The organism is Thalassoroseus sp. (assembly GCF_984380535.1).
In genome coordinates this window covers 59,036-79,630 of the sequence record NZ_CFHRBF010000004.1, presented here as the reverse complement: position 1 = coordinate 79,630, position 20,595 = coordinate 59,036, and the positions used below count along the sequence as shown (strand labels likewise).

The following is a 20,595-nucleotide window of genomic DNA, read 5'->3' as shown; positions in this document are numbered from 1 at the left end:
GACTGGCGAAATCTGCGATTCGAACTAGAATGCGTCGGTTTCAAAGGAAGATACTGTTAAAAATACTGCGATTGATCGGCTTGCATGTCCGGATCGGTTTCCCACGCGGGGCAATTCCCGCTCGTTCAAGAACTCGGATCGATTCCGGACGTATTGACAGTTGCTCGGGCATTTGCGGACTGGCCGTATCTAGCAGTGCTCGAAAGTGTCAAGCAGTCTGAAAACTTAGGGCGGTATTCGTTCCTCTCGGCCGATCCTGTGCAGTGTTTTCAGCAGAGTGGCGTGCAACTCGGGCTTGAACCGCTGAGCCCAATTTGGTCGACACTTGCCAATCTGCAGACGGCGGCACTCCCAGACCTTCCTCCGTTTCAGGGCGGCGCGATTGGTCTCCTCGGTTACGAATTGGGCGGGGCTTGGGAGCGGATTCCGCGTGCGGCTCATGACGAGTTTCAAATTCCCGATCTTGCGGTAGGGATTTACGATTGGGTGATTGCGTGGGATCACCAAACCGATCGGGCGTGGATCATTTCGCAAGGCATCCCGGAGACCGACCCCGAAAAACGTCGACTTCGCGCTCATCAGCGACTCGTCGAGATTCAAACTCGAATTCGGAACATTTCGCCGGCTATCGAACGGCCGATTCCGGTCCGGTCGGTCACGCCCATCTCGCAGCATGCGGTGCCGAAGTGGCGTGATATTACGAGTACGTTTTCGCGAAAAGGTTATCTGGAAGCGGTTGAACGCGTCATTGAATACATTTATGCCGGCGACATCTTTCAGGCGAATCTCTCGCAGCGGTTGTTGGCGACACAGTCGTGTTCGCCGTTAGAATTGTACGGGAAACTTCGACAAACCAACCCCGCACCGTTCGCCGGGTTCCTGCGGTGGGACGATTGGTTTCTAGCCAGCGCGTCTCCCGAGCGATTCGTTCAAGTCCACGAAGGTTTGGTCGAAACGCGGCCGATTAAAGGTACTCGGCAACGACGCAGTCGTCCGGAAGCCGACTTGTACTCAGCAGCCGAACTCAAAACGAGTGAAAAGGATCAAGCCGAGAACGTGATGATCGTCGATTTGCTGCGAAACGATCTCTCGCGTGTGTGCCAGTCCGGTTCGATTCGTGTTCCGCAGTTGTGTCAGGTCGAGAACTACGAAACCGTGCAGCATTTGGTTTCCGTGGTCCAAGGCCAATTGCGAGATGGTTTGTCCGCTGCCGACTTGTTGCGGGCAACGTTTCCTGGTGGATCGATCACCGGGGCCCCGAAGATTCGTGCAATGGAGATCATCGCCGAACTTGAACCGACCGCACGCGGCCCATACTGTGGGAACCTGTTCTGGGCCGGATTGGATGGTGCGTTTGACAGCAACATTTTGATTCGCACATTCGTCGGCCGGCATGGATGGTTACAATGTTCGGTTGGCGGCGGCATCGTTGCCCAGTCCACTCCGCAAGCCGAATACGAAGAAACCTGGCACAAAGCCGAGGGAATGCTGCGTGCGTTGACTTAATGACTGCCCACGGTAGACGCGAAGCCTATGATTCTCCTGATCGACAACTACGACAGCTTCGTCTACAACCTCGCACGCTACTTGGAAGAGTTGAATTGCGAAACGCTCGTGCTGCGAAATGACGTTTCCATCGAAGACGTTGCCTCCCACGATCCTGCAGCCATTGTTATCTCGCCGGGGCCGTGTAGTCCGTCGGCAGCCGGTGTGAGTGTCGAATTGGTCCGGCAACTTGGTTCGACGATTCCGATTCTCGGTGTCTGTTTGGGACATCAGGCGATTGCAGCGGCGTTTGGCGGTCGGATTGTGCGTGCTCCGCAACCGATCCACGGGCAGACCAGTTCCATCCAGCACAGTGCGCAAGGTCTGTTCGCCGGACTGCCACAGCCGTTGCAGGCCACCCGTTATCATTCGTTGATCGTCGACGAATCCACTCTTCCATCGGAACTCGAAGTTACGGCGAGAACGTCAGACGGTATTCCGATGGCGTTACAGCATCAGATGTTGCCCGTAATGGGAGTGCAGTTCCATCCAGAGTCGATTCTGACGGACTCTGGACACCGATTGCTGTGGAATTTCCTGCAGATCAGCGGCATCGATATTCCCTTCGATTGTCCTGTTGAGCGTGTTCAATTGCCCACGGACGTGTCGATGCAGTCGTCTGATGGCCCAATCCACTGGCAGGTGTGCAGTTCTACACACAAGCCGAGATCGAAGCGGTCGTAACGATTATACCGCCCGCTTGCCCGTTACGATCGGAACATCCGCGCTGGATCCGCCGTTTCGGGACGTCTGCGACAAACCCGCATCGACCGACACCCACTGGAACGGTCGATACATCTTCTCAGACCGACTCAAATTTTTGGCACCGACCAATGCCGTGATATGAGCATGTTTCGGCGTCAACACGGGACGGAACCCGCCTTGTCGCTGTCGGAACACGACTCGGAGCAAATCCCAGAACGAACACCGTGGCGTGTGTTGCACCGGGATTCGAACTCCTCCAACCATGGCATTCCTCGAAACAGTCCCCAAGACTGTAATCAGTGAACTGCACAAATATGCGAATTGGGCTTCTCTTTACGATCATCGTTCTAACCGGCTTCCTGGGAGCTGAAGAGCGGTTCGCATCCGCGACCGAACCAGGATGGGTTGACGATTTCCGCCAGGCACAAGCTGCTGGACGAGAATTGAATCGGCCGATTCTGGTGCATTTCCATGCGTCTTGGTGTGGGCCATGTCGTCGGATGGACCGCGAAGTTCTGCGTTCGGGCGAACTGGCTCGGGAGTTGAAGACCCGCTTCGTCGGGGTCAAGGTCGATGCCGACCGACACCCGGAATTGCTCAAGCAATACGGCATCCGCTCACTACCGGCTGATTTATTGCTTTCCCCGGAAGGCCAAGTCATTTCGCTTGATTTCGGGTATCAGCCGAAGTCGCTGTACTTGGCGCGGATGGATCGTGTCGCCGCCAAGTTTGTCAGCAAGTCGAACGAAAGCAAACCGCCGGCCAAGCTACCGCAGATCGCGGCTAAGCCGAAAGTCTCTCCGCTGGGGCTTGATGGGTATTGTCCGGTTTCGCTTTCCAATTGGCGGGAATGGCGACGAGGTCAGGAACAATTCCAGGTGGAACATCAAGGGGTGATCTACCGTTGTGCTAGCGCCGCGGAACAGAAAACATTCGAGTCCGACCCGGAACGCTTCGTGCCACAATTGCTGGGCTGCGATCCGGTAATCCTCTATCGGACCGATCGTGCCATCACCGGGACCACGAAATTCGGCGCGTACTTCGACGGTGCTCTTTACCTATTCAAGACAGAAGAAACCCGCAACGAGTTCAAGCAACACCCCATTCGTTACACACGCACCCGGCATGTCTTGCGAGTGGATCAGCTGGAAACCACTGTCACACGGTAAGTTAGACATAACGATAATCCATCGGAAAACTTTGAAAAACGGGTGATAGCCGAACGAGTGCGATTGACACGTCTTCGTGATTGGTTATGATACGCACAGTTTTGGTAATAGAGGTGAGGAGGGGTGAAACTACCCCACCGAGGTCTCTTTTGGTTTCTCGGTTGAAGTTGTTGCTTTCAGCTTCCCATCACATTATCAATTCGACAGTCCTCTTGTTGCCCCCGGTTGGTATGGGCGAATTGCTCTGCCCCCGCATTGATGTTTGCGGGAACTGGGTGCGTTACTCTGCTTCGAGAGGGTGCGGCTGAAACTGGCTCGTAAGCATGTTCGAGCTGGGGTCCTGTTCGGGCTCCGCTTAAGTTCGGCGTTTGTTGCTTTCGGCCAGATGGTTGCGGCCTCGGACCTCTTTCCGGTTTTGACGGGTTGTCGTCGAAGCCATCACTGGCGGTTTTGGGGTGTCGACTGAGAATTCGGTTTATCCATCTGTCGTAAGTCCCCTCGTGGTTTGCCAACGGGTTGTTACCAGTTCGGTAAATCGGTAATGAGCAGCAGTGAGACGCGTATGCCCGGTCTGAGTTTCAGACTCTTGGCATCGTTCGTCTTGTCTAACTTTCAGCAGGCGTAAGAGCATGGAGTCATGTCTCAATCGCTGTTGTCTTTTCGCTGACTTGTATTGGAAAGGGATTGAGTCTTGGTGACCCAAATTGTTTGGGGTCTGTCGGCTCGTCACTTCGCTCGGCCAGACGGAACTCGCTCTTATTCGCGAGTAGGTCATGGCGGTAATTTGTCTTAACGGAATCTATACGGAATCGGTTTATGCCAACTCAGGGTTCAACGTCGACTGCTCGCACAACTCGTCGTCGCGTTTCTCGAAAAAAAGCCACAGCGGAGGATTCCGTGAGCGATGAACCAACGACTTCGGAAGCGGAGACAACAAAATCGCTTTCGAACGACGACTCTTCGACAGAAGAAGCCCCGAAGAAAAAGACGACCCGTCGTCGCACAACTCGCAAGAAAGTCGAGGCGGAACCTAAAGCTGCCGCCAAAGACGCTGATGGCGAAGGCGATGATTTCGGTGCCGGTCTTGAGCCAGAAGCAAAACCGAAAACCCGGCGCCGACGAACAAAAGCGACGACCACTAAGGCTGCAGCCACCAAGACCCAGGCAGACGAGTCCAGCGAATCAGCCGAAACGAAGAATTCCGAGTCGTCTGCCAAGAAAGAGCCCGTTGTCGTCGCGGAGTCGCGAGACAGTGAGGTGAGTTCCGCGGATGAGTCGTCGGATCGGTCCGAATCGACAGACTTCCGGTCTCCCCGCAACTCCGATGATGAATCGGGCGGTCGTCGTCGTCGCCGTCGTCGTCGTCGTCGCTCAAGAGACAACGATAACCAAAGCTCTGGCGGTTCTCGCAATTCGCGTGGTGGGGGTGGCAATCGTGGTCGGTCGCGAACGACGCGAACTCGGTCTTTTGATCAAAACGGAGAAGATGTCACCGGAACAATCGAGGGTGTCCTCGAATTGCATCCGAAAAACTACGGTTTCTTGCGGAGCCCCGAGAAGAACTATTCCGCACAAGACTCCGATGCTTTCGTCTCCAGTTCCTTCATCGATAAGCACGGACTGCGTGAAGGCGTGCTGATCCGCGGGGAAGTCGGACCAGGCACGAAAGGTCAGGGACCGCGGCTGAAGTCGATCGAAACAATCGATGGACGCGACGTCGAAGAGTATCAAAAAATCAAGCACTTCGATGATCTCACCCCCGTCAATCCGTTCGAGCAAATCCGTCTCGAAACGGGGCCACGTCCGATCACGATGCGAGTGATGGACTTGCTCACGCCGATCGGGAAAGGTCAACGGGCATTGCTGGTGGCTCCGCCACGGTCCGGGAAAACGATGTTGCTCCATGACATCGCTCATGCCGTGAGTCAGAACCATCCGGAAATGAAGTTGATGGTTCTCCTGATCGACGAGCGTCCCGAAGAAGTCACCGAGATTCGCCGCAACACCAACGGTGAAGTGATTGCCTCCTCAATGGACCGGGAAGTGGAAAGCCACATCCGCGTCAGTCAATTGTTGATCGAACGGGCCAAACGCTTGGCGGAAGCTGGTGGCGAGGTGTTCGTGTTGCTCGACAGTATCACGCGGACCGCCCGAGCTTTCAACAAATGGGTCGGCAACAGTGGTCGGACCGGCACAGGTGGTTTGGACGTCAAAGCGATGGACATTCCACGCAAGATTTTCGGGACCGCCCGTCGCTTCGAGGAAGGCGGTTCGCTGACGATTCTCGCGACCGCGTTGATCGATACCGGTAGCCGAATGGATGATGCGATCTTCCAAGAGTTCAAGGGCACCGGGAACATGGAAGCCATTCTCAGCCGAGACTTGGCCGATCGCCGGATTTGGCCCGCTCTCGACATTAGTCGTTCCGGGACACGTCGAGAAGAAAAGATCCTCGACCCCGAAACACTCGACACCGTTACCCTACTGCGTCGCAGTTTGGTTTCGCTGAATCCGACTGAGGCGATGGAAGAACTTACGCGGAAGCTGGAAATGTTCCCCTCAAACGCCGAGTTCCTACAGAAGATTCGCAACGTGCTGTAAGCCAGTGATGGGAGAGCGTTTGCTTGGACAAACATCTCCTGAGATTGGCTTAACGACGATAGGCACCGTGACGAATCTGAGGCGGGTAGACAATTCGCGGTGGGATAATTGAGCCGCGAATTGTTGGCCGGCTGACGGAATATCCAATCGCCTTGCGGTAAGCAATCCGCGCGCGTCGAGCTTCGGCGCGTCGGCGTTCTCGTTCACGAATTTGCTCCCACACACGTTGCTTGGCCAATTCTTCTTCGCTTCGATTCACACGCGGCGGAAGTTCAATGACAGGGCTCACAAGCGGTGGTGGTGTGGTCTCGTAGACCATTGAAGAACTTTGTGGTGGTCGGGACGCTGGCGTGGACCGCTCGTATCGGCGCTTCGGGTATTGTGGGAAGGTGAGCGTCGTGTGAATTGGCTTCGCTAGTGCTCGGTTCGGCGATTCCGCAATCGCTGCCGGTGGCCATTGACCTGGCTCGCTCGTGGATTGTGCCCCGGCGTTGTCGCTGACGTAAACGAGGGCAAGGCTGGCGAACAATGCAATTGGAAAGTTTCGCATTCGGCTGATACTCCAGCACGTCACACTGCCAACGGTCCAAGTCAATTTGGCGGTCGTCGGGATCAGCACGCCGCCAGCGTTGGAGCGGAACCAATTTGGCATTCGACCGTTCTAGGGTCTTCTGTGTCCGCAGTGGATGCGAAATTGCCTTCCTTTTCCAACTTCCACGAGACAAAAGCTGCTAGGGCTGCACACGAACAGCTTGGGTCCCTATTGATCTTATCGGCTGCCCGCTACGACTGAATGAAGCGAATCGTCTGTCTGCCGGTTAACGCAAGTTCCCCTTCCGAATGCATACGGGGGGTGGTCTTCTCGACTCAAGCGATGAAATCTCGTGTCCTGCGAGATTTCCGCACCAAGCGCAAATAGGTAGACAGTATTAGACTGGGCGAACTTCGAGTGCGCGAATCAAAGCTTCCTGCTGAGAGATTGGCACAAGACAGACGTATACAAGACCGTCTTCTTGCCAACTGCGAATCGCCAGCCCATGGCGGGTTGCCATCGAGCGATATGTGCCGTCCATGAAAGAACGACCTTCCGGGACGGAATTCAACCGCTCTGAGGGAATCGTGACTAGTACGCCACGAAGATCAGATCGTCGTGAATCCCGCGGGTCTCGGAAACGAAATTCACGAACGGCCAACGTGTGCGGAGCTGCGTTCGTGGGAAACCCTTTGATCACAGTCCCGAAGGAAATTCGTCGCTCATCGAGCCAACCACCCGAGGGCAGAATCGGATCGAAACTTCCCTCGAATCTCGGTAAACCGGCGAGTTCATCAGACTCAAATGGAATCTCAGATTGAACTTCCGCCAATTCCAGTTGCGGAGTCCGCGACTGAATGAACCAGAAACCCAGAACGAATGAGCACGTTAATACCGCGATCGCCACCGTTCGCAAGATTTGGCGGGTTCGGGACGGGGGAGTCTCGTTTTTAGCGCTCGCAATCTCAGTCTTCGCGGCGACAGCCGCATGGAGCCGGTCTTTCAAACCTTCGGGGATGGCGACAGCCCGAACAGCCTCTCCAACCATGCGGTCCGACACTTGTCGTTGCTCGAACAGTTCCCGAGCAGCGGAATCATTATCGACAATCTCGAAGGCAGCAGCGAGATCGGGATCCTCCCAATCGAGGTCCCCGGGTCGGGCGGCCTCTAACTGCTCAAGTGCGGTTTTAGGATGCATGGGATAAAAACCTGAAAATCAACGGTCAATCCAACGGTTCCACCGTCGGACAAAAAATTGCGAAAACTCCTTGCTCTCGCTGTAGTTCCGATTCACTTCTGAATGATGTCTATCGACGAACCGACTTCAACGGTCTCGGGTTGGAGTTTCTTGCGAAGATGTTCTTTGCCCCGCGATAGCCGGCTCATGACCGTTCCCGTCGGCAACTCCAATTGGCTAGCAATTTCCTTGTAGCTGAATTCTTCAAAGTAGAACAAGATGAGTGGTATTCGAAATTCGTCGGGGAGTTCGTCGATAACTTTCTGTAAGCTCTTTTCATCAATGGATTTCGGAAGAGCTTCTTCTTGCTCGGGTTCGCCGACTCGTTCGAGTGACACTGTCTTCGCGTGACGTTGGCTCCGTTGAGATTTGAGGTAGGCATTTCGCAATATTGTGAACAGCCAGCCACGGGCGGCGGACGGATCACGTAACTGATTCAAGTTTTCCTGAGCCAGTAGATAGGTTTGTTGGGTGAGATCCTCGGCATCGGCTTGTGAACCGGACAATCGGTACGCATAGCGATATAAGACCTGGTAGTGATCGTCGATCAAGGTCGCCAAGTTCATTGGCTCGATCGTCTGGTCGTCCATGGATCTCCCTACAATTACGATCCCGCCAATCGAATTTTATTCCCGGAACTTTAGGAAAAGCGAGAATCGACGTGGATGTTATCCGTACACATTACGGTTTTCCGGCGGATTCGTCACGTCAAACTTGAAAACGCGCGATGGCAGCGGCTAACCGACGGTTTGCTTCGGCCGATGTTCGGCAGAGCACCCTACTCTGCGATCGCTGGTGTGTCGGGACGGCTTTGCCAGGATTTCCAGAACACGGCCGGGTGCGTGTTACGCCAAAGTGCCAAGGCGTTGCCCACGTGACTATAGAAGGTGTACTTCTGGCGGATTTCGACTTCGGTCTTGCCGGCCGTATTGGCGATCAACCATTGGGCGGCTTTGCGGACTTGTTCACGGGGGGGATGAAGTTCGAGCGGCGCAATTGCGAGCCATTCCAAATGGTGTCCGGTGGCAATCACTTCCCGGTATTCTGCGGAATTGGGATCGGGATTGGTCAATGCTTTCGCGCCGTCGGGCCAGTTCGTCGGCCATCGTCCGTCAGGATACTGCGATGCAATGATCGAGTCTCGCACGCCTTCCAAGTGCTGCCAAACTTCGGTTTCGACGGCATCGGAGAGAATGTCGAAGTCCTGGTCCAATCGCCAGAGGACCATCAGCGAATACACACGATGTGTGCCGCTGCAGACGCCGAGTTGTCGTTGTCCACGGATCAACCGACGAGCCAACATATCGAAATCGATTCGCCGATCGGTCGCGGTGCGAAACTCCCGCGTGGGTGGCAGATACAAGGCAAATGCAAGCGTCGACCATTCGGTTTCGCGTTCGTCCAAACGGAAATCTTGGAGGGCTTGCTGCAACACATCTGCCACGTCGTGATGTTTCCCTGACGGCGTGAAAACACGTTCGTCGAGTGTAACACCTGCTTCCGCCAGACATGCCAACATGTGATCGTGGTGCACCGACAATTCCGAACGGCTCCCCCAACGCACATCGATTCCGTGCAACTCTTCGATGAGAATCGGTTCCACATCGTGTCCGTTTCCTGCAAGACTCCACGAAGCCGCGTACTGACTATGATCGACAAGGAAGTCACGAAGTTCGACTCCCGACATCACCGCCGGATCTCGGAACTCGGCTGATTGTCCCCACGCACGCAATGCATGTTCGACATAGTTGGGCTTTCGCTGCGAAGCCGGAAACTTTGGACGGATTTTCATCAGCACGGCGGCCAATTCGTCGTCGGTGACGACCGACGGATCATCGTAAAGCGGTGTGATCGTCAGCGGTTCGCGACGCGGGAGTGGAATGTGCGGATTAGCATTCACTCGTGTGACCAGCTTTTCGAGCTTGCGAGTGTTTTGCTCATTCAACGCCGCAAAACCGACTGCAAATGCCCCCAGAAAAAGAGCTTGCACGACGAGGATTGTCTTCCAAGAGAATTGATGACGTCGCATGACAGTTTCCGGACGTGAATTGAGAGTCAGACCGAGTCGAATCGGAACGTGAGTTTTAACGATCTAAATGGGTTCGGCTCGAGTGAAGATCACCGCCAAAGGCGATTCAAATTCGACGAGCCATTTCGGATCGCGTTTCATGTGGTCGATCAAACGTCCGCTGTACATCTTGTCGACAACCATCAAGTTGATGCCGTAACGATCAAGTGTTTGTTCGAAGCTGTCTCGCATCAACGAAACGCTGCGATAATGTCCCCAAACCGTGCGCGGGATGTACTGAACGTGCGATGCGACAAACACATCGAGCTGTTGCGGACCGGCCCAAAGCAGGTAATCGCCCCAGTAATATGGGTTGAAAATCACACCCTTGGGGAGACGATCAGCGGCGGCCATTTGATGCAGATGGGCGGTGGCATCGATCGGTGTATTCGGCGAGAGCATTCGACGTTGGCTTTGCAGACTCGGTTCTTTGCCATGCAGCACACGGAGGGCAAAATTCGTCGGCGCAAAACACAACCAGATCATCGCGAGCCCGGTCACCGTCCACAAACTGGCGACTGAGCGGGGTTCTTTGTGAGTGGCTTTGTTGCGGAATCGACGCCACACGGCTGCTCCGTGTCGGACGAAATAATAAGCTGCAATCGGTGCCCACCAGAGAATCATACGAGAGTGCCACAACGTGGCGGCTCCTAACCCCGCGAGTAGGATCACTTCAATCGCACGGACGCGACGCGGAGAAAGTCGGTACAGCACGATCAAAGCAAACCCGATCGCTGCTGCCGCTTGTCCCTGTGACATCCGAAGATTCAACGCGTCCCACTCGATGAGGTCGTTCAAGTTCGGATTGCTGCCGAAGGTTAGCACTTCCGTATAGAGGGCCAAACCGTATGGATTGATCAACGCCGCGACTGCTGCGAGTTGGGTCACCAGGATCAAACGTTGAACCTGTCGGCTGGATACGACGGCTTTCCAATTACGGGTCCGTCGGAAAACATCGAACGCATGCCCGATGGCAAACGATGCCATCAAGGCCAATCCCATGATGAACGACCCATGGAGATTCGCCCATAATGCGATCAATCCGGGCATGAGAACCCAATACACGGGTTTCCATCGCCGAGCCGTGAGCAATCCAAACGTTGCGATAAAACCGGCCAACCCCGCCAACTGGGGGCGGATGATAAGTAACTGTTGCCAGTCGACCCACAAGAACGCTGCGAGTCCTAACAGACTGACCAGAAAACTGCCCGAATGTCGGTAGAATCGCGTCATCAACATCGCCAAGCAACTTGTGATGCTCAGGGCGTAAATAAACTGCAAGACCGAGATGCCCAGATTTTTGTAGGCGATGTACGTCACATATTGGGACAGCCAAGCGGTATCGATGAAGTCGACCCCGACCGCCAATGGCATCAGCGGTTCTTCACCGTACAGCGAATCGAGACCGTCTTCCGCGAGCACTCGTCCGTAGGACAAATGTCCCCAGAGATCGGTGTGCCAAAGCGGTTGGTAACTCAGGTAAAGAAAAAACACCCCGAGCAACGCGACGGAAGCGGGAAACACCCAAGACGTACGAAACCATTCAGGCATTTTGTCCTGCAGAATCGGGGTATCATCGCTATCGAACGCATCGTCAATCGGCGACGCTTCGTTCTGTTCCCGGTTCGCCCCTGGCACAGCGGCAGAGACTGCGAGATTCGATGACGCGAAGTCTTCCTTGTCGATGTAAGACATAATTGATTCTTGCCAGCGGAGACGACTAGTCGAAAAGACGGGATCAATCGGAATGGAGTCAATCCATTCACGAGACAACCCATTCATAGCCTAAACCGCGGACCCGTGGGAACGGGAAATGAGTTGGTCGAATTCGCATCTCGACCACGCGGTTTTGGTGATACAGTCGGAAGTTGGCAATCTTGCCAAATCTACCGATTCTAATGAGACGCGGGATCGGTCGTTTTTTGAGGACGGGGTGAACCGTCTGGAGCCGAAAAGAACGGGACTTCCCGCGTTTGACTGGTGCGTAGTGAGAGCAAACCCTTGGAAACCGTCTCCCAAATCTCGAGCGACCCACCATTCTGGCTTTCGAAACCGTAAGCAGCGTGGGCAGGAATGCCAATGCCTCGGGCTTCGGCGATCGCGTCTTGATTGGCTCCCAAAAACACGAACTGCCAGTTGTTTTGGCGTCGCTGGTGGCTGATCATGTCGAACACCAGTTTGCGATCGAACTTCGAACTCGCATTTTCCAATCCGTCGGTCAGGATGACAATCACCACGTGCCGAGGGCGTTCTGCAGCGGGCATCGCCAAAAGCCGGGTCGAAGCCACCCGAATACTACAGCCGATTGCATCCAACAACGCCGTCGCACCACGAGGTTGGTAATTTTGGAAATCCAACTCGTCCGCCTCTTCGAGGTCTTTTCCGACATAGACCGATTCGGTTTGGTCGTCGAACTGAATCAGGGTTAGCCGACAGCGTCCCGGCACTTCGCGTTGCCGACGCAACATACGGTTGTAACCCTCAATGGTCTCGGAAATGACGCTGCCCATCGACCCCGATCGATCGAGAACGATCGTCATGTCCGTCTCGTATCGCAACGCCATAAATTGATTGCTCCTAACGTATCTGCCGTGCGATGGTGTTTCATCGGTTTCTTGAGCGATGATGCAATGATCGAGATCGTACCATCTATCATATCGCCAAAAATTGCAGTCTGTCGAGAACAATCCTCGCTGACGACATGTGACTGGTTGCAAAAGCGGATTGCAGTCCAGCAGTCAAAGATAGCAATTTCACGGGCGTAGCGGACACCAAAGACGAAAAGTTCAGTCCGTGGGGGGAAGCGGGAATGCCTTTTCTTCAACCCTACGAGACAGAAGCCACGAAGGTCAAAAGTAACGGTCTTTAGTCGTCAATGATCTTCCGTGTGGCGGGGTGATGGTCGCGGAGGAGTTGTTCCATGAGTCCACGCTCGCGGATCAGTCCTACGACCTGGTCTTTCTCATCGACCAATACTCCCAAGTCTTCGCCCAACCGACGAAGTTGCAACAACGCCTCCAGCTTTTTCTGATTCGCTGGCAGACGGGGCATTTCGCGAATGAGATTCTTCACCGGGCGTTGCGTGACCATGAGATCAACCGTGCGAACATACGCATACCAAGCGTGCGGATCACCCTGACGATGAATTGGCAACGCGTGGAGGGCAAACTGTTTGGCTGTCTTCAACATCTCTGAGCGGGACGTGTCTTCCGAGCAGCCGAGAATCATGGACGGATTCGTGGCGACATGTCGAACTGACTCGTCGGCAATCGTCAGAAGTCCGTGGACGAGTTTGTTCTGAAGGTCCGTGAGCAAACCTTGGCGGTGCCCTTCAGTAACTGCTTGCGTCAGACGACTGCGACTGAGAACACGCCCGGTTCGAAGATCGTCGGATTTCCCGAACCGTTCGAACAATCGAGCCGTCATCATCAACGGCAGACTGACCGGCAAAAGTGCGTAGTAGCAAATTTGTAACTTCAGCGAGTCGCGTTTGAGGAAGTGCATCGGGGCACGGAAGTACAAATTCTTCGGCAACAATTCCCCAAAGATGAACACGATGGGCGTTACCAACAGCGTGAACACCAACTCCATCGAACCAGCTTGTCCGGGGAAAAGAGTCAGTGAGATCATGCCGACCGCCAATGTCGTCACATAATTCGCGACATTGTTCCCGACGAGTGCAGTCGACACAAATGTGCTCGGAGCCTGCATGAACTTCATCAATCGCCGAGAAGCGAGTTCCCCTGCTCGCGCATCGAGACTGATCCGCAAGTAACTCAGGCGGTAAAATCCGGTTTCCGATCCGCTGAAGAACGCCGACATACGTAAGCCCAGCCCGAAGATCACCAGGGCGATCATCAGTTCCAGGCCGTTCGGGAGTGACATCAATGCGAACATGGGAATGGTAGTTAAATCCTGAATACTTATTCCTCGATCCGCGTAATCTGCACGCGAATCCAACCGTGCTGCGGGACGTCGGTCACTTCCAACCGATAACCACGCCACTCACATTGGTCACCGACGACCGGTATGTGTTCGAGCAATTCATACATCAGACCGGCTAGTGTGATGAGTCCATCGGGTGTGGGTTCGTATTCCAAACCAAGTCGCAAGCAGAGGTATCGTAGCGTGGTCACGCCGTCGACTTGGAACTCTCCCGGCTTAACTTCCACGACCGGTTCCCGTTGCAGCAACCGCCGCGCCCGACTCGGCTGAGCAGCGAGCATGTTGTCGAGAATGTCGTCCTTCAGCACAATCCCGATGGTCTCTCCATACTCGTTGACGACAGATAACACGTTCGTCCAATTGGCTTTCATTTCTGTCAGTGCGTAGGTCAACGTGGAACACCAAGGCACCGGCTGCACGACGTCCGCAATGCGTTCGAGGTTCGTCTTTTGTGCCGACGGAACCTGATTCATAGAAACGGCCGCGTAGATCTCGTCGCTGCCTTCGGGAACCAACGCAATGATTTCCCCCGGCGGCACCTCTCCCCCCAAATTCGCGAGATTCACCGGTGGCGACATCGTCACATAGGTGCCCCGAGGTCGCATGGCTTCTTCGACCGAGATCACGGAAAGGTCCAAAATGTTCTGCAGCACGTGACGTTCGTGTTCGACAACTTCCGCACTTTGCTGAGCAACTTCGATCAGACGTTCCAAGTCTTCCGCCGCCAGATGCGGTTCGCGAACCAAGTCTGGCCAAAATGTACGACGGGCAACACGGGTAAGCCGGGCCAAGTGCGGAATAATCGGGTCGAGAATTCGCACCGCGACACTCAAAGGCAAACTGACCGTGCGAGCCAGAAACATACGAAACACGACCGCGAAACTCTTCGGCAGAACCTCGCCGAAAAGAATGATGAAAAACAGGCTGAACAATCCAAACGCACCGGCGGCCGCACTCTGCCCGGCATCGGCAAGCTTGTGAGAGACGATCACCGTCACCGCGAAATACAGCAGATTGATGACGAGGTTCCAGAACAGCACCGCGGTCAACAAGCGATCGGGGTCCCGCATCAGACCGGCTGCAACTCGCTCTCGGGCTTTTCCCACGCGGAACCGTCGTAATTCATCCTGCGAGAGAAAAAACAACGCCGTCTCGCTGGAGGAAAAAAAACCTGAGCCGATCACCAGTCCGCCCATCACGATCAACCAATGCGACCAAAGTTGCATGGATTCGAGAAATTCGTGAAGCATGATTGGCGAAATCCGAGTGCGTCCTGCGGTCTGATTCTATGGAATGTTCGGTCGGTCTAGCGGTCGTGTGTGGTCCGGCCCAAGGCCATGTCGAATTCACTGACGGCGGGCACGAGCATCGCAATCGTCGGAAATCCGTAAGCGGCGAGAATCGTCAGGCAAACCCCCAACGAGCCGCCCAGCAGATACGAGGTGATCGCATAGAACGTGAAGAATGGCAACATTCCAGCAGACAGCGTCAACGCACCGGACGGAATCTTGTGTCGCAACGAAGCATACAAGGCGATACTCCCGACCCCGATGAACACCACGAAACTTTGGAATTGGAGGAAGAACGAACTGCTCGCCTCGACCAGCAAAATCATGAAGACAAAGATGCCGATGAAGAGGAAGAAAATCGTTCCCAAACTGTTAGCGACCGCCGAACGCGAACGTTCGAAACTGAGCCCTGCGTGCAGTCCCAACGCCGCGGCGAATAGAATCAGTGTGAACAAACTGACTTCGAGATACAGAAAGTTCTCCCAACTCACCAACCCTGCCACTGCAAACCATAGCACCATCGCAGCGGGAACCACGATCAGTTCCTTCGTGTTCCACAACGATCCCAGCAGTTTGCCGAAAATAAACTCCTTGGCAGTGATGTCGGTGACAAGCAACAATTCCAGCGTTTTCATGTCGCGTTCGCTGGTCATCGAAGTCACGGTTTGGGCATTGATCAAGATCAGCCCAAGAATCGTCAACGCGAGGAAGGCAAAACCAGGTGTTGATAACATTCCGAGGAACTGCGGACCGTCGTCAACCATTTGTGTGACGAAACCGGAGATCGCGTAACACACGAAGCCGGCTAAAACCAGATACGCCAGCTTGATCACGAACACTTTCCGTCCGTACGCCCGCGTGCCGACTTCTCGCCAATAGACCGGATTGCCACGGACTTCGCGGGTCTTGCTACGTTGCTTTTCGGCGTCGTCGGCATCAGAGTTGGCTTGGAAGAAGATGAACCGTGACGGGTTCCAAATCCGTAATCGCCAAATCGTGATTGCATTCAATCCAACCGACAGTAGCAGCAACGCCAAGACGGACTTTAGCCCGGAGACACTCGGCGGCGACAAACTCAAATGACTTTGCAACGGGCTTAAAACCGCGAACAACGACCGATACGGGTTCAACTCGGCAACCCATTGGCCGACCGTCGAACTCGCACCGACGAGAAACACAATGCCTTCCACGGTTCCGATGAACAGCACCAAACCGAGCATACTGATCGCAAGGGTTTGAAAGGTTTTTTCCCGCCAGAACGCCACCAACGCGCCCCAACTCCCGGCTGCAATCGCGGCTGCGGTACAAATGCCGATGGACCAGAATATTTGGCCCAGCATCACTCCACCTAATATGTGCAGCAACGCAAACGCGGGGATAGAGATGCCCAGCATGATGATCACATTCAACAGGCTCGCGCTGAGTTTGCCGAGCACGAGTTCGTGATCACGCATGTCGGTCATCAGGAGCAGAATCATCGTGCGGCGGTCTTTTTCCTGACTGACGTTATTCGCCACGAACAGCAGCGCAAAGAACAACACCAGCGAAAGCTGCACTAACGAGAACACTTGAAAGACAAGCGCTCCGAAGCGGGCGAGATCACCGACGGTTCGTGTTTGCTTCCAGCCGAATGTGACCTGCCCTGCCGTGAACATCAGCAGAAACAAGGCCGCGATGTACCCGGCCCGCACCAGAAAGTGTCGAAACTGACGCGGTGTGGTCAGGGCTTCTCTCGCAAATATCGGACCAGCAAGCACGCGATATCTCCCGAATCAGTGGGCAGTTGTCGTTGAGGTTTTCGGTTACGTTTCAGCAGGCAATGTCGATGGGTGGCAGAAGTTCGGGAACAGGTAGTTGTCTCCTGTCCCTTGTTCCTAGACGCCTGGATCTACCACACCCAGTCTTTGACGTTCTTCAGATTTTGAATACAAAATGCCGGCCATTCGCCGCGATGGAGTGCGATGATTGTTTCCGCCGCCATCGAAAAAGTGTCTTCGTGGGATTCTTCGTCGAGACCGGCTAAGTGACCGGCAAGCAAGACGTTGTCGAATTTCAACAGCGGGTGATCGGTCGGCAACGGTTCGGTTTCGAACACGTCCAAACCTGCTCCGGCCAAGTGACCACTCTTGAGCGATTCACACAAAGCGGCTTCGTCCACCAAACGACCGCGTGCCGTGTTGAGTAGCACACTGCCCTTCTTCATCTTCGCCAAGTTTTCGGTGCTCATCAGATGATGATTTTCCGCCGTTGCGGGCAGATGCAACGAGACGAAATCAGACCGAGCCAGCAATTCGTCGAACCCAACCGATTCGATGCGATGCTGCTTAAGGAATTCCATATCGGGATATGGCTCGTACGTCAGCACGTTCAATCCCAACCCTGCCGCTCGCCAAGCGACCGCTTTGCCGATGCGACCCAAACCGACGATGCCGATCGTGCGACCCATCACACGTGGGCGGGCGATCCGTTTCCAGCGACCATCGCGAACTCGCATATCGTTGTCCGGCCAACCACGGGCGACAGCCATCAGCATTGCAATTGTATGTTCCGCGACCGCGTGATGATTCACACCCGGGGTTGTACTCACGACGATCTTTCGGGCGTCACACGATTCCAAATCGACCGCATCGAACCCCACACCCGTCCGGGCGATGACTCGCAACTGAGGACACCGTTCCAAAACGGCGGGCGTGTACGGCTCGGAACCGGCAATGGTCGCATCCACGTTTTGCAACTGATCGGCGAACACATCCGGATCGTTCAGGTCGAGACTGCGGTCGACAACTTCGACCTCAAACCCGGCTTTACGGAGGATCTCGAAGTGCGGACCTTCCTCGGCATTCAACGAACAACACAAAACGCTTGGCATCGTTGGCTTCTCCCAATTGAAACGCGTTTCCACAGCGTAGCGGAGCCACCCGAAAAACGCCAAGCCGGCCGCAATTGCTTTTGCCCGAGAATGGATTTTTCCTGCGAGACCACACCGGGGGGAACGTTTCCATCAGCCGTTGACTGAACCAGATAAGAATTCCGACAGACAAGAATGACCGACCCACGAAATGATTGCTGTGCACAAACTGACCTACGAATCGCGGTCGTGTTTGCGTCGTTGGACAGCGGAGATTTCGGGAACGGTCAGGAATCCCCAGCGGAGAGGTTCGTCTTGGGTGTACTGTTTGCCAAGTGTCAATGCAGTGACGGCCTTGGCAAATTCGTAACCGAGGTAGAACGCGTGTGTGGAGTCGGTCAGTCCCACATCGGCGGCCAGTTGGTCGAATACCGCGTATGGATCGCTGCCCCGCCAGTAACCGTCGCGGTTCATGATGTGAATTTCGCCACGTTCGGCGAAAATGCGAAAGTTGGGGTCGGTCAATTGTGACGCGATCGCGGTCAGTGTTTCTTCCCCACGAACCGGCGTTCGCGGGTCACGCAGCATGACCAAGTCCGAACTGATGTGCTTCGGCAGCGATTTGTTCTTTACGCTGTGATAGGTCTGTCGGCGTGCTAAATCAAACTCGCGGACGGCCGACTGACACCAGGGAATAACTTCGGTGGTTAGCACGCTGCGAATTTCTAACTCCTGGCAGACCCCCGCGAGCAACATGTTGACGCCCGCTGAGTCGACTTCCGTGAGTTCGGTAAGGTTGCCAATGCCCATCATCATGGGCGTATCTGGCCAACGTTTGCGGCATTCGATGTATCGTCCCAATGACGCGGCGAACCCGAATCCGATGGGTTCCAAAATCGGATCAAGCCGGAACCTCGCCCCGGCCGCTGTGAGACAATCAATCGTGTCCTGCATTGTTTCAGGGTGGCGAGGATCGTCGGGAATGACGACGAGTTCCGCCGGCAATCCCGCGGCCCAGTCCCGGTTCGTTGCGTTGCAACTGAGCACGCACTCTGCGCCCGCATCGACAGCCGTTTCAACTTCCCGTCGATCGAAACTGTCGATCGAAACCCGATGACCTTCTGCTCGCAATTGTCGCACAACCTCGCCAACGCCGGTCCAACTTTCGCTGGGAATACAGCCGATGTCGATCACATCCGCCCCGCTTTCACGAAACCCATTGGCGATTCGCATAGTTTCGGTTTCAGTGAGTCGCGGTGCATGATTGATTTCCGCGAGGATTTCGATGTCGTACTTCGTCAGATCCACCGGTTGTCTAGCACCTCGACCGAAGAACTGTGGCAAGTCGTACAGGTCTTTGGGGCCGCGTTCGACTGGGCAGCCGAATTGTGCAGACAACGGTTTGAGGTCACCCTGACACCATCCCGGCAGAATAATGCGGTCGAATCGCTCGGCCAGTTCGAGCTTCCGCGACACCCAGTCCGTGTGCATGAGTGCTGCCACGCTGATTCCAAGCACCGTCACTTCAGCTTCAATCTTCACCGAGTCAGCAATTTCGTCGGTGACACTCCGCAACGCAGATTCCGCGAGACGACCGGTGACAAACAAGATGCGTTCCGGTGTTCCGTGTTCTGATTTCGGCGGTTCGCCACTCATCAGCGAACGGCTCCGCCGTTGACGTTGATGACTTGACCGGTCAGAAAACTGGCTTCGTCACTGACGAGGAATCGCGTCGTCTTGGCGATGTCTTCCGGCGTGCCCCAGCGATTGAGCGGCGTCTCGCGTAGCACACGGTTTTGCCAATCCTCACTAGCGTTTTCGCCCCATTTGGTACGGATCCAACCCGGCGAAACGCAATTGACCCGGACTTCCGGGGCCAAACTCACCGCAAGCGATCGCGTGAAGCCCATGACGGCATTCTTGCTAGTGGCAAACAATTCGCCGCTGTCGCCTTCCATGCCACGGTCCGCCTGATCCCAACCGATATTGATAATGACCCCGCCGCCATTCTCACGCATTCGTTCGCCGACGGCTTTCGAGAGCAAGACGCTGGCGGAGACGTCGACTTCAAACAGAATTCGCAGTTTCTGAGCGTAGTCAGCCTGGGCTTCCGGAGTGGTCAGCAAGTCCGCCCCGGCATTGTTGATCCAAATGTCGACCCCGTCCCAGCACTTCCATGCTTTCTCGACAAAGCGTCGACGGGCGGAGGCACTTGCCAAGTCGGCCATCACGGCTTCCGACCAGACGCCGAGGGCTCGGATCTCTTCGGCGGTTGCACGGGCGGCTTCCGTGTTCTTGGCCCCATGAACCAACACACTTGCTCCGCCCCGTGCCAGTTCCAATGCGATCGCCCGTCCGATGCCGGTGGACGAACCCGTCACCACCGCACAGCGGCCACGCAAATCGGCGAAGACTTCGGAACTTTTGGTTTCGGATGGTGTGGACATGGCTGATGAAACGGCTGAAGCGGTGGACTGTCAGCTAACAGGATATCAATGCCGACTCATGACTCCAAGTTGCGGGAGAAATCCAAGTCCCCGGCATTTCTCATCTGACTTCAAGTTCCTACTTCCAACTTTGATCCGCCAAATCGTCAATGTCGGGAAAATCGTTAAATCTTCCATATTTTATTACAGCCACCTACTTCCGAATGCCG

The 20,595-nt window shown here is 55.0% G+C and carries 17 protein-coding genes; 4 read left to right on the top strand and 13 right to left on the bottom strand.

Going from position 1 to position 20,595, the window contains the following annotated elements; genetic code table 11:
• The first annotated feature begins 84 nt into the window (after positions 1 to 84).
• Positions 85 to 1,506, top strand: coding sequence for an aminodeoxychorismate synthase component I (pabB, locus tag AC5DDB_RS06475; RefSeq protein WP_491738877.1), 1,422 nt, complete (start codon positions 85 to 87; stop codon positions 1,504 to 1,506).
• Between the two features lie 27 nt (positions 1,507 to 1,533).
• Entirely contained in the window at positions 1,534 to 2,229 is a 696-nt protein-coding gene (locus tag AC5DDB_RS06470; RefSeq protein WP_491738876.1) for an anthranilate synthase component II, read from the top strand.
• Positions 2,230 to 2,232: 3 nt separating this feature from the next.
• On the opposite strand, the gene AC5DDB_RS06465 is transcribed toward AC5DDB_RS06470, so the two are convergent.
• Entirely contained in the window at positions 2,233 to 2,490 is a 258-nt protein-coding gene (locus AC5DDB_RS06465; RefSeq protein ID WP_491738875.1) for a hypothetical protein, read from the bottom strand.
• 74 nt (positions 2,491 to 2,564) lie between these two features.
• Between AC5DDB_RS06465 and AC5DDB_RS06460 the strand changes: the two genes are divergently transcribed.
• Together AC5DDB_RS06460 and rho are read left to right on the top strand one after the other, a co-directional pair.
• Positions 2,565 to 3,419, top strand: coding sequence for a thioredoxin domain-containing protein (locus AC5DDB_RS06460; RefSeq protein WP_491738874.1), 855 nt, complete (start codon positions 2,565 to 2,567; stop codon positions 3,417 to 3,419).
• Between the two features lie 897 nt (positions 3,420 to 4,316).
• The gene (gene rho / locus AC5DDB_RS06455) at positions 4,317 to 6,020 is read left to right on the top strand and encodes a transcription termination factor Rho (RefSeq protein WP_491738873.1); all 1,704 of its coding nucleotides are present in this window, start codon (positions 4,317 to 4,319) and stop codon (positions 6,018 to 6,020) included.
• A gap of 49 nt (positions 6,021 to 6,069) precedes the next feature.
• Here the strand turns inward: rho and AC5DDB_RS06450 are convergent, their stop codons facing one another.
• From AC5DDB_RS06450 to AC5DDB_RS06395, 12 genes are all read right to left on the bottom strand, one after another.
• Positions 6,070 to 6,672 (bottom strand): hypothetical protein, encoded by a 603-nt coding sequence (locus tag AC5DDB_RS06450; protein WP_491738872.1) that lies wholly within the window; start codon positions 6,670 to 6,672, stop codon positions 6,070 to 6,072.
• Positions 6,673 to 6,949: 277 nt separating this feature from the next.
• Positions 6,950 to 7,750: a hypothetical protein gene (locus AC5DDB_RS06445; protein WP_491738871.1), complete on the bottom strand. Its 801-nt coding sequence runs from the start codon at positions 7,748 to 7,750 to the stop codon at positions 6,950 to 6,952.
• A gap of 92 nt (positions 7,751 to 7,842) precedes the next feature.
• On the bottom strand, positions 7,843 to 8,379 hold the full coding sequence (locus tag AC5DDB_RS06440; protein ID WP_491738870.1) for an RNA polymerase sigma factor: 537 nt from the start codon (positions 8,377 to 8,379) through the stop codon (positions 7,843 to 7,845).
• Between the two features lie 188 nt (positions 8,380 to 8,567).
• Positions 8,568 to 9,818, bottom strand: coding sequence for a hypothetical protein (locus tag AC5DDB_RS06435; protein WP_491738869.1), 1,251 nt, complete (start codon positions 9,816 to 9,818; stop codon positions 8,568 to 8,570).
• Positions 9,819 to 9,881: 63 nt separating this feature from the next.
• Positions 9,882 to 11,552, bottom strand: coding sequence for a hypothetical protein (locus AC5DDB_RS06430; protein WP_491738868.1), 1,671 nt, complete (start codon positions 11,550 to 11,552; stop codon positions 9,882 to 9,884).
• Positions 11,553 to 11,752: 200 nt separating this feature from the next.
• Positions 11,753 to 12,421, bottom strand: coding sequence for a vWA domain-containing protein (locus AC5DDB_RS06425; RefSeq protein ID WP_491738867.1), 669 nt, complete (start codon positions 12,419 to 12,421; stop codon positions 11,753 to 11,755).
• Between the two features lie 301 nt (positions 12,422 to 12,722).
• Entirely contained in the window at positions 12,723 to 13,742 is a 1,020-nt protein-coding gene (locus tag AC5DDB_RS06420; protein ID WP_491738866.1) for a CNNM domain-containing protein, read from the bottom strand.
• 38 nt (positions 13,743 to 13,780) lie between these two features.
• On the bottom strand, positions 13,781 to 15,052 hold the full coding sequence (locus AC5DDB_RS06415) for a CNNM domain-containing protein (protein WP_491738865.1): 1,272 nt from the start codon (positions 15,050 to 15,052) through the stop codon (positions 13,781 to 13,783).
• Positions 15,053 to 15,108: 56 nt separating this feature from the next.
• A complete protein-coding gene (locus AC5DDB_RS06410) occupies positions 15,109 to 16,848 on the bottom strand; it encodes an ABC transporter permease (protein ID WP_491738864.1) in 1,740 nt (579 codons plus the stop codon).
• Between the two features lie 131 nt (positions 16,849 to 16,979).
• Positions 16,980 to 17,960, bottom strand: a complete 981-nt coding sequence (locus AC5DDB_RS06405) for a phosphoglycerate dehydrogenase (RefSeq protein ID WP_491738863.1) — start codon at positions 17,958 to 17,960, stop codon at positions 16,980 to 16,982.
• 213 nt (positions 17,961 to 18,173) lie between these two features.
• A complete protein-coding gene (locus AC5DDB_RS06400; protein WP_491738862.1) occupies positions 18,174 to 19,595 on the bottom strand; it encodes a DUF6513 domain-containing protein in 1,422 nt (473 codons plus the stop codon).
• A complete protein-coding gene (locus AC5DDB_RS06395) occupies positions 19,595 to 20,386 on the bottom strand; it encodes an SDR family NAD(P)-dependent oxidoreductase (protein WP_491738861.1) in 792 nt (263 codons plus the stop codon). The genes AC5DDB_RS06400 and AC5DDB_RS06395 overlap by 1 nt, the downstream gene beginning before the upstream one ends.
• Positions 20,387 to 20,595 lie beyond the last annotated feature (209 nt).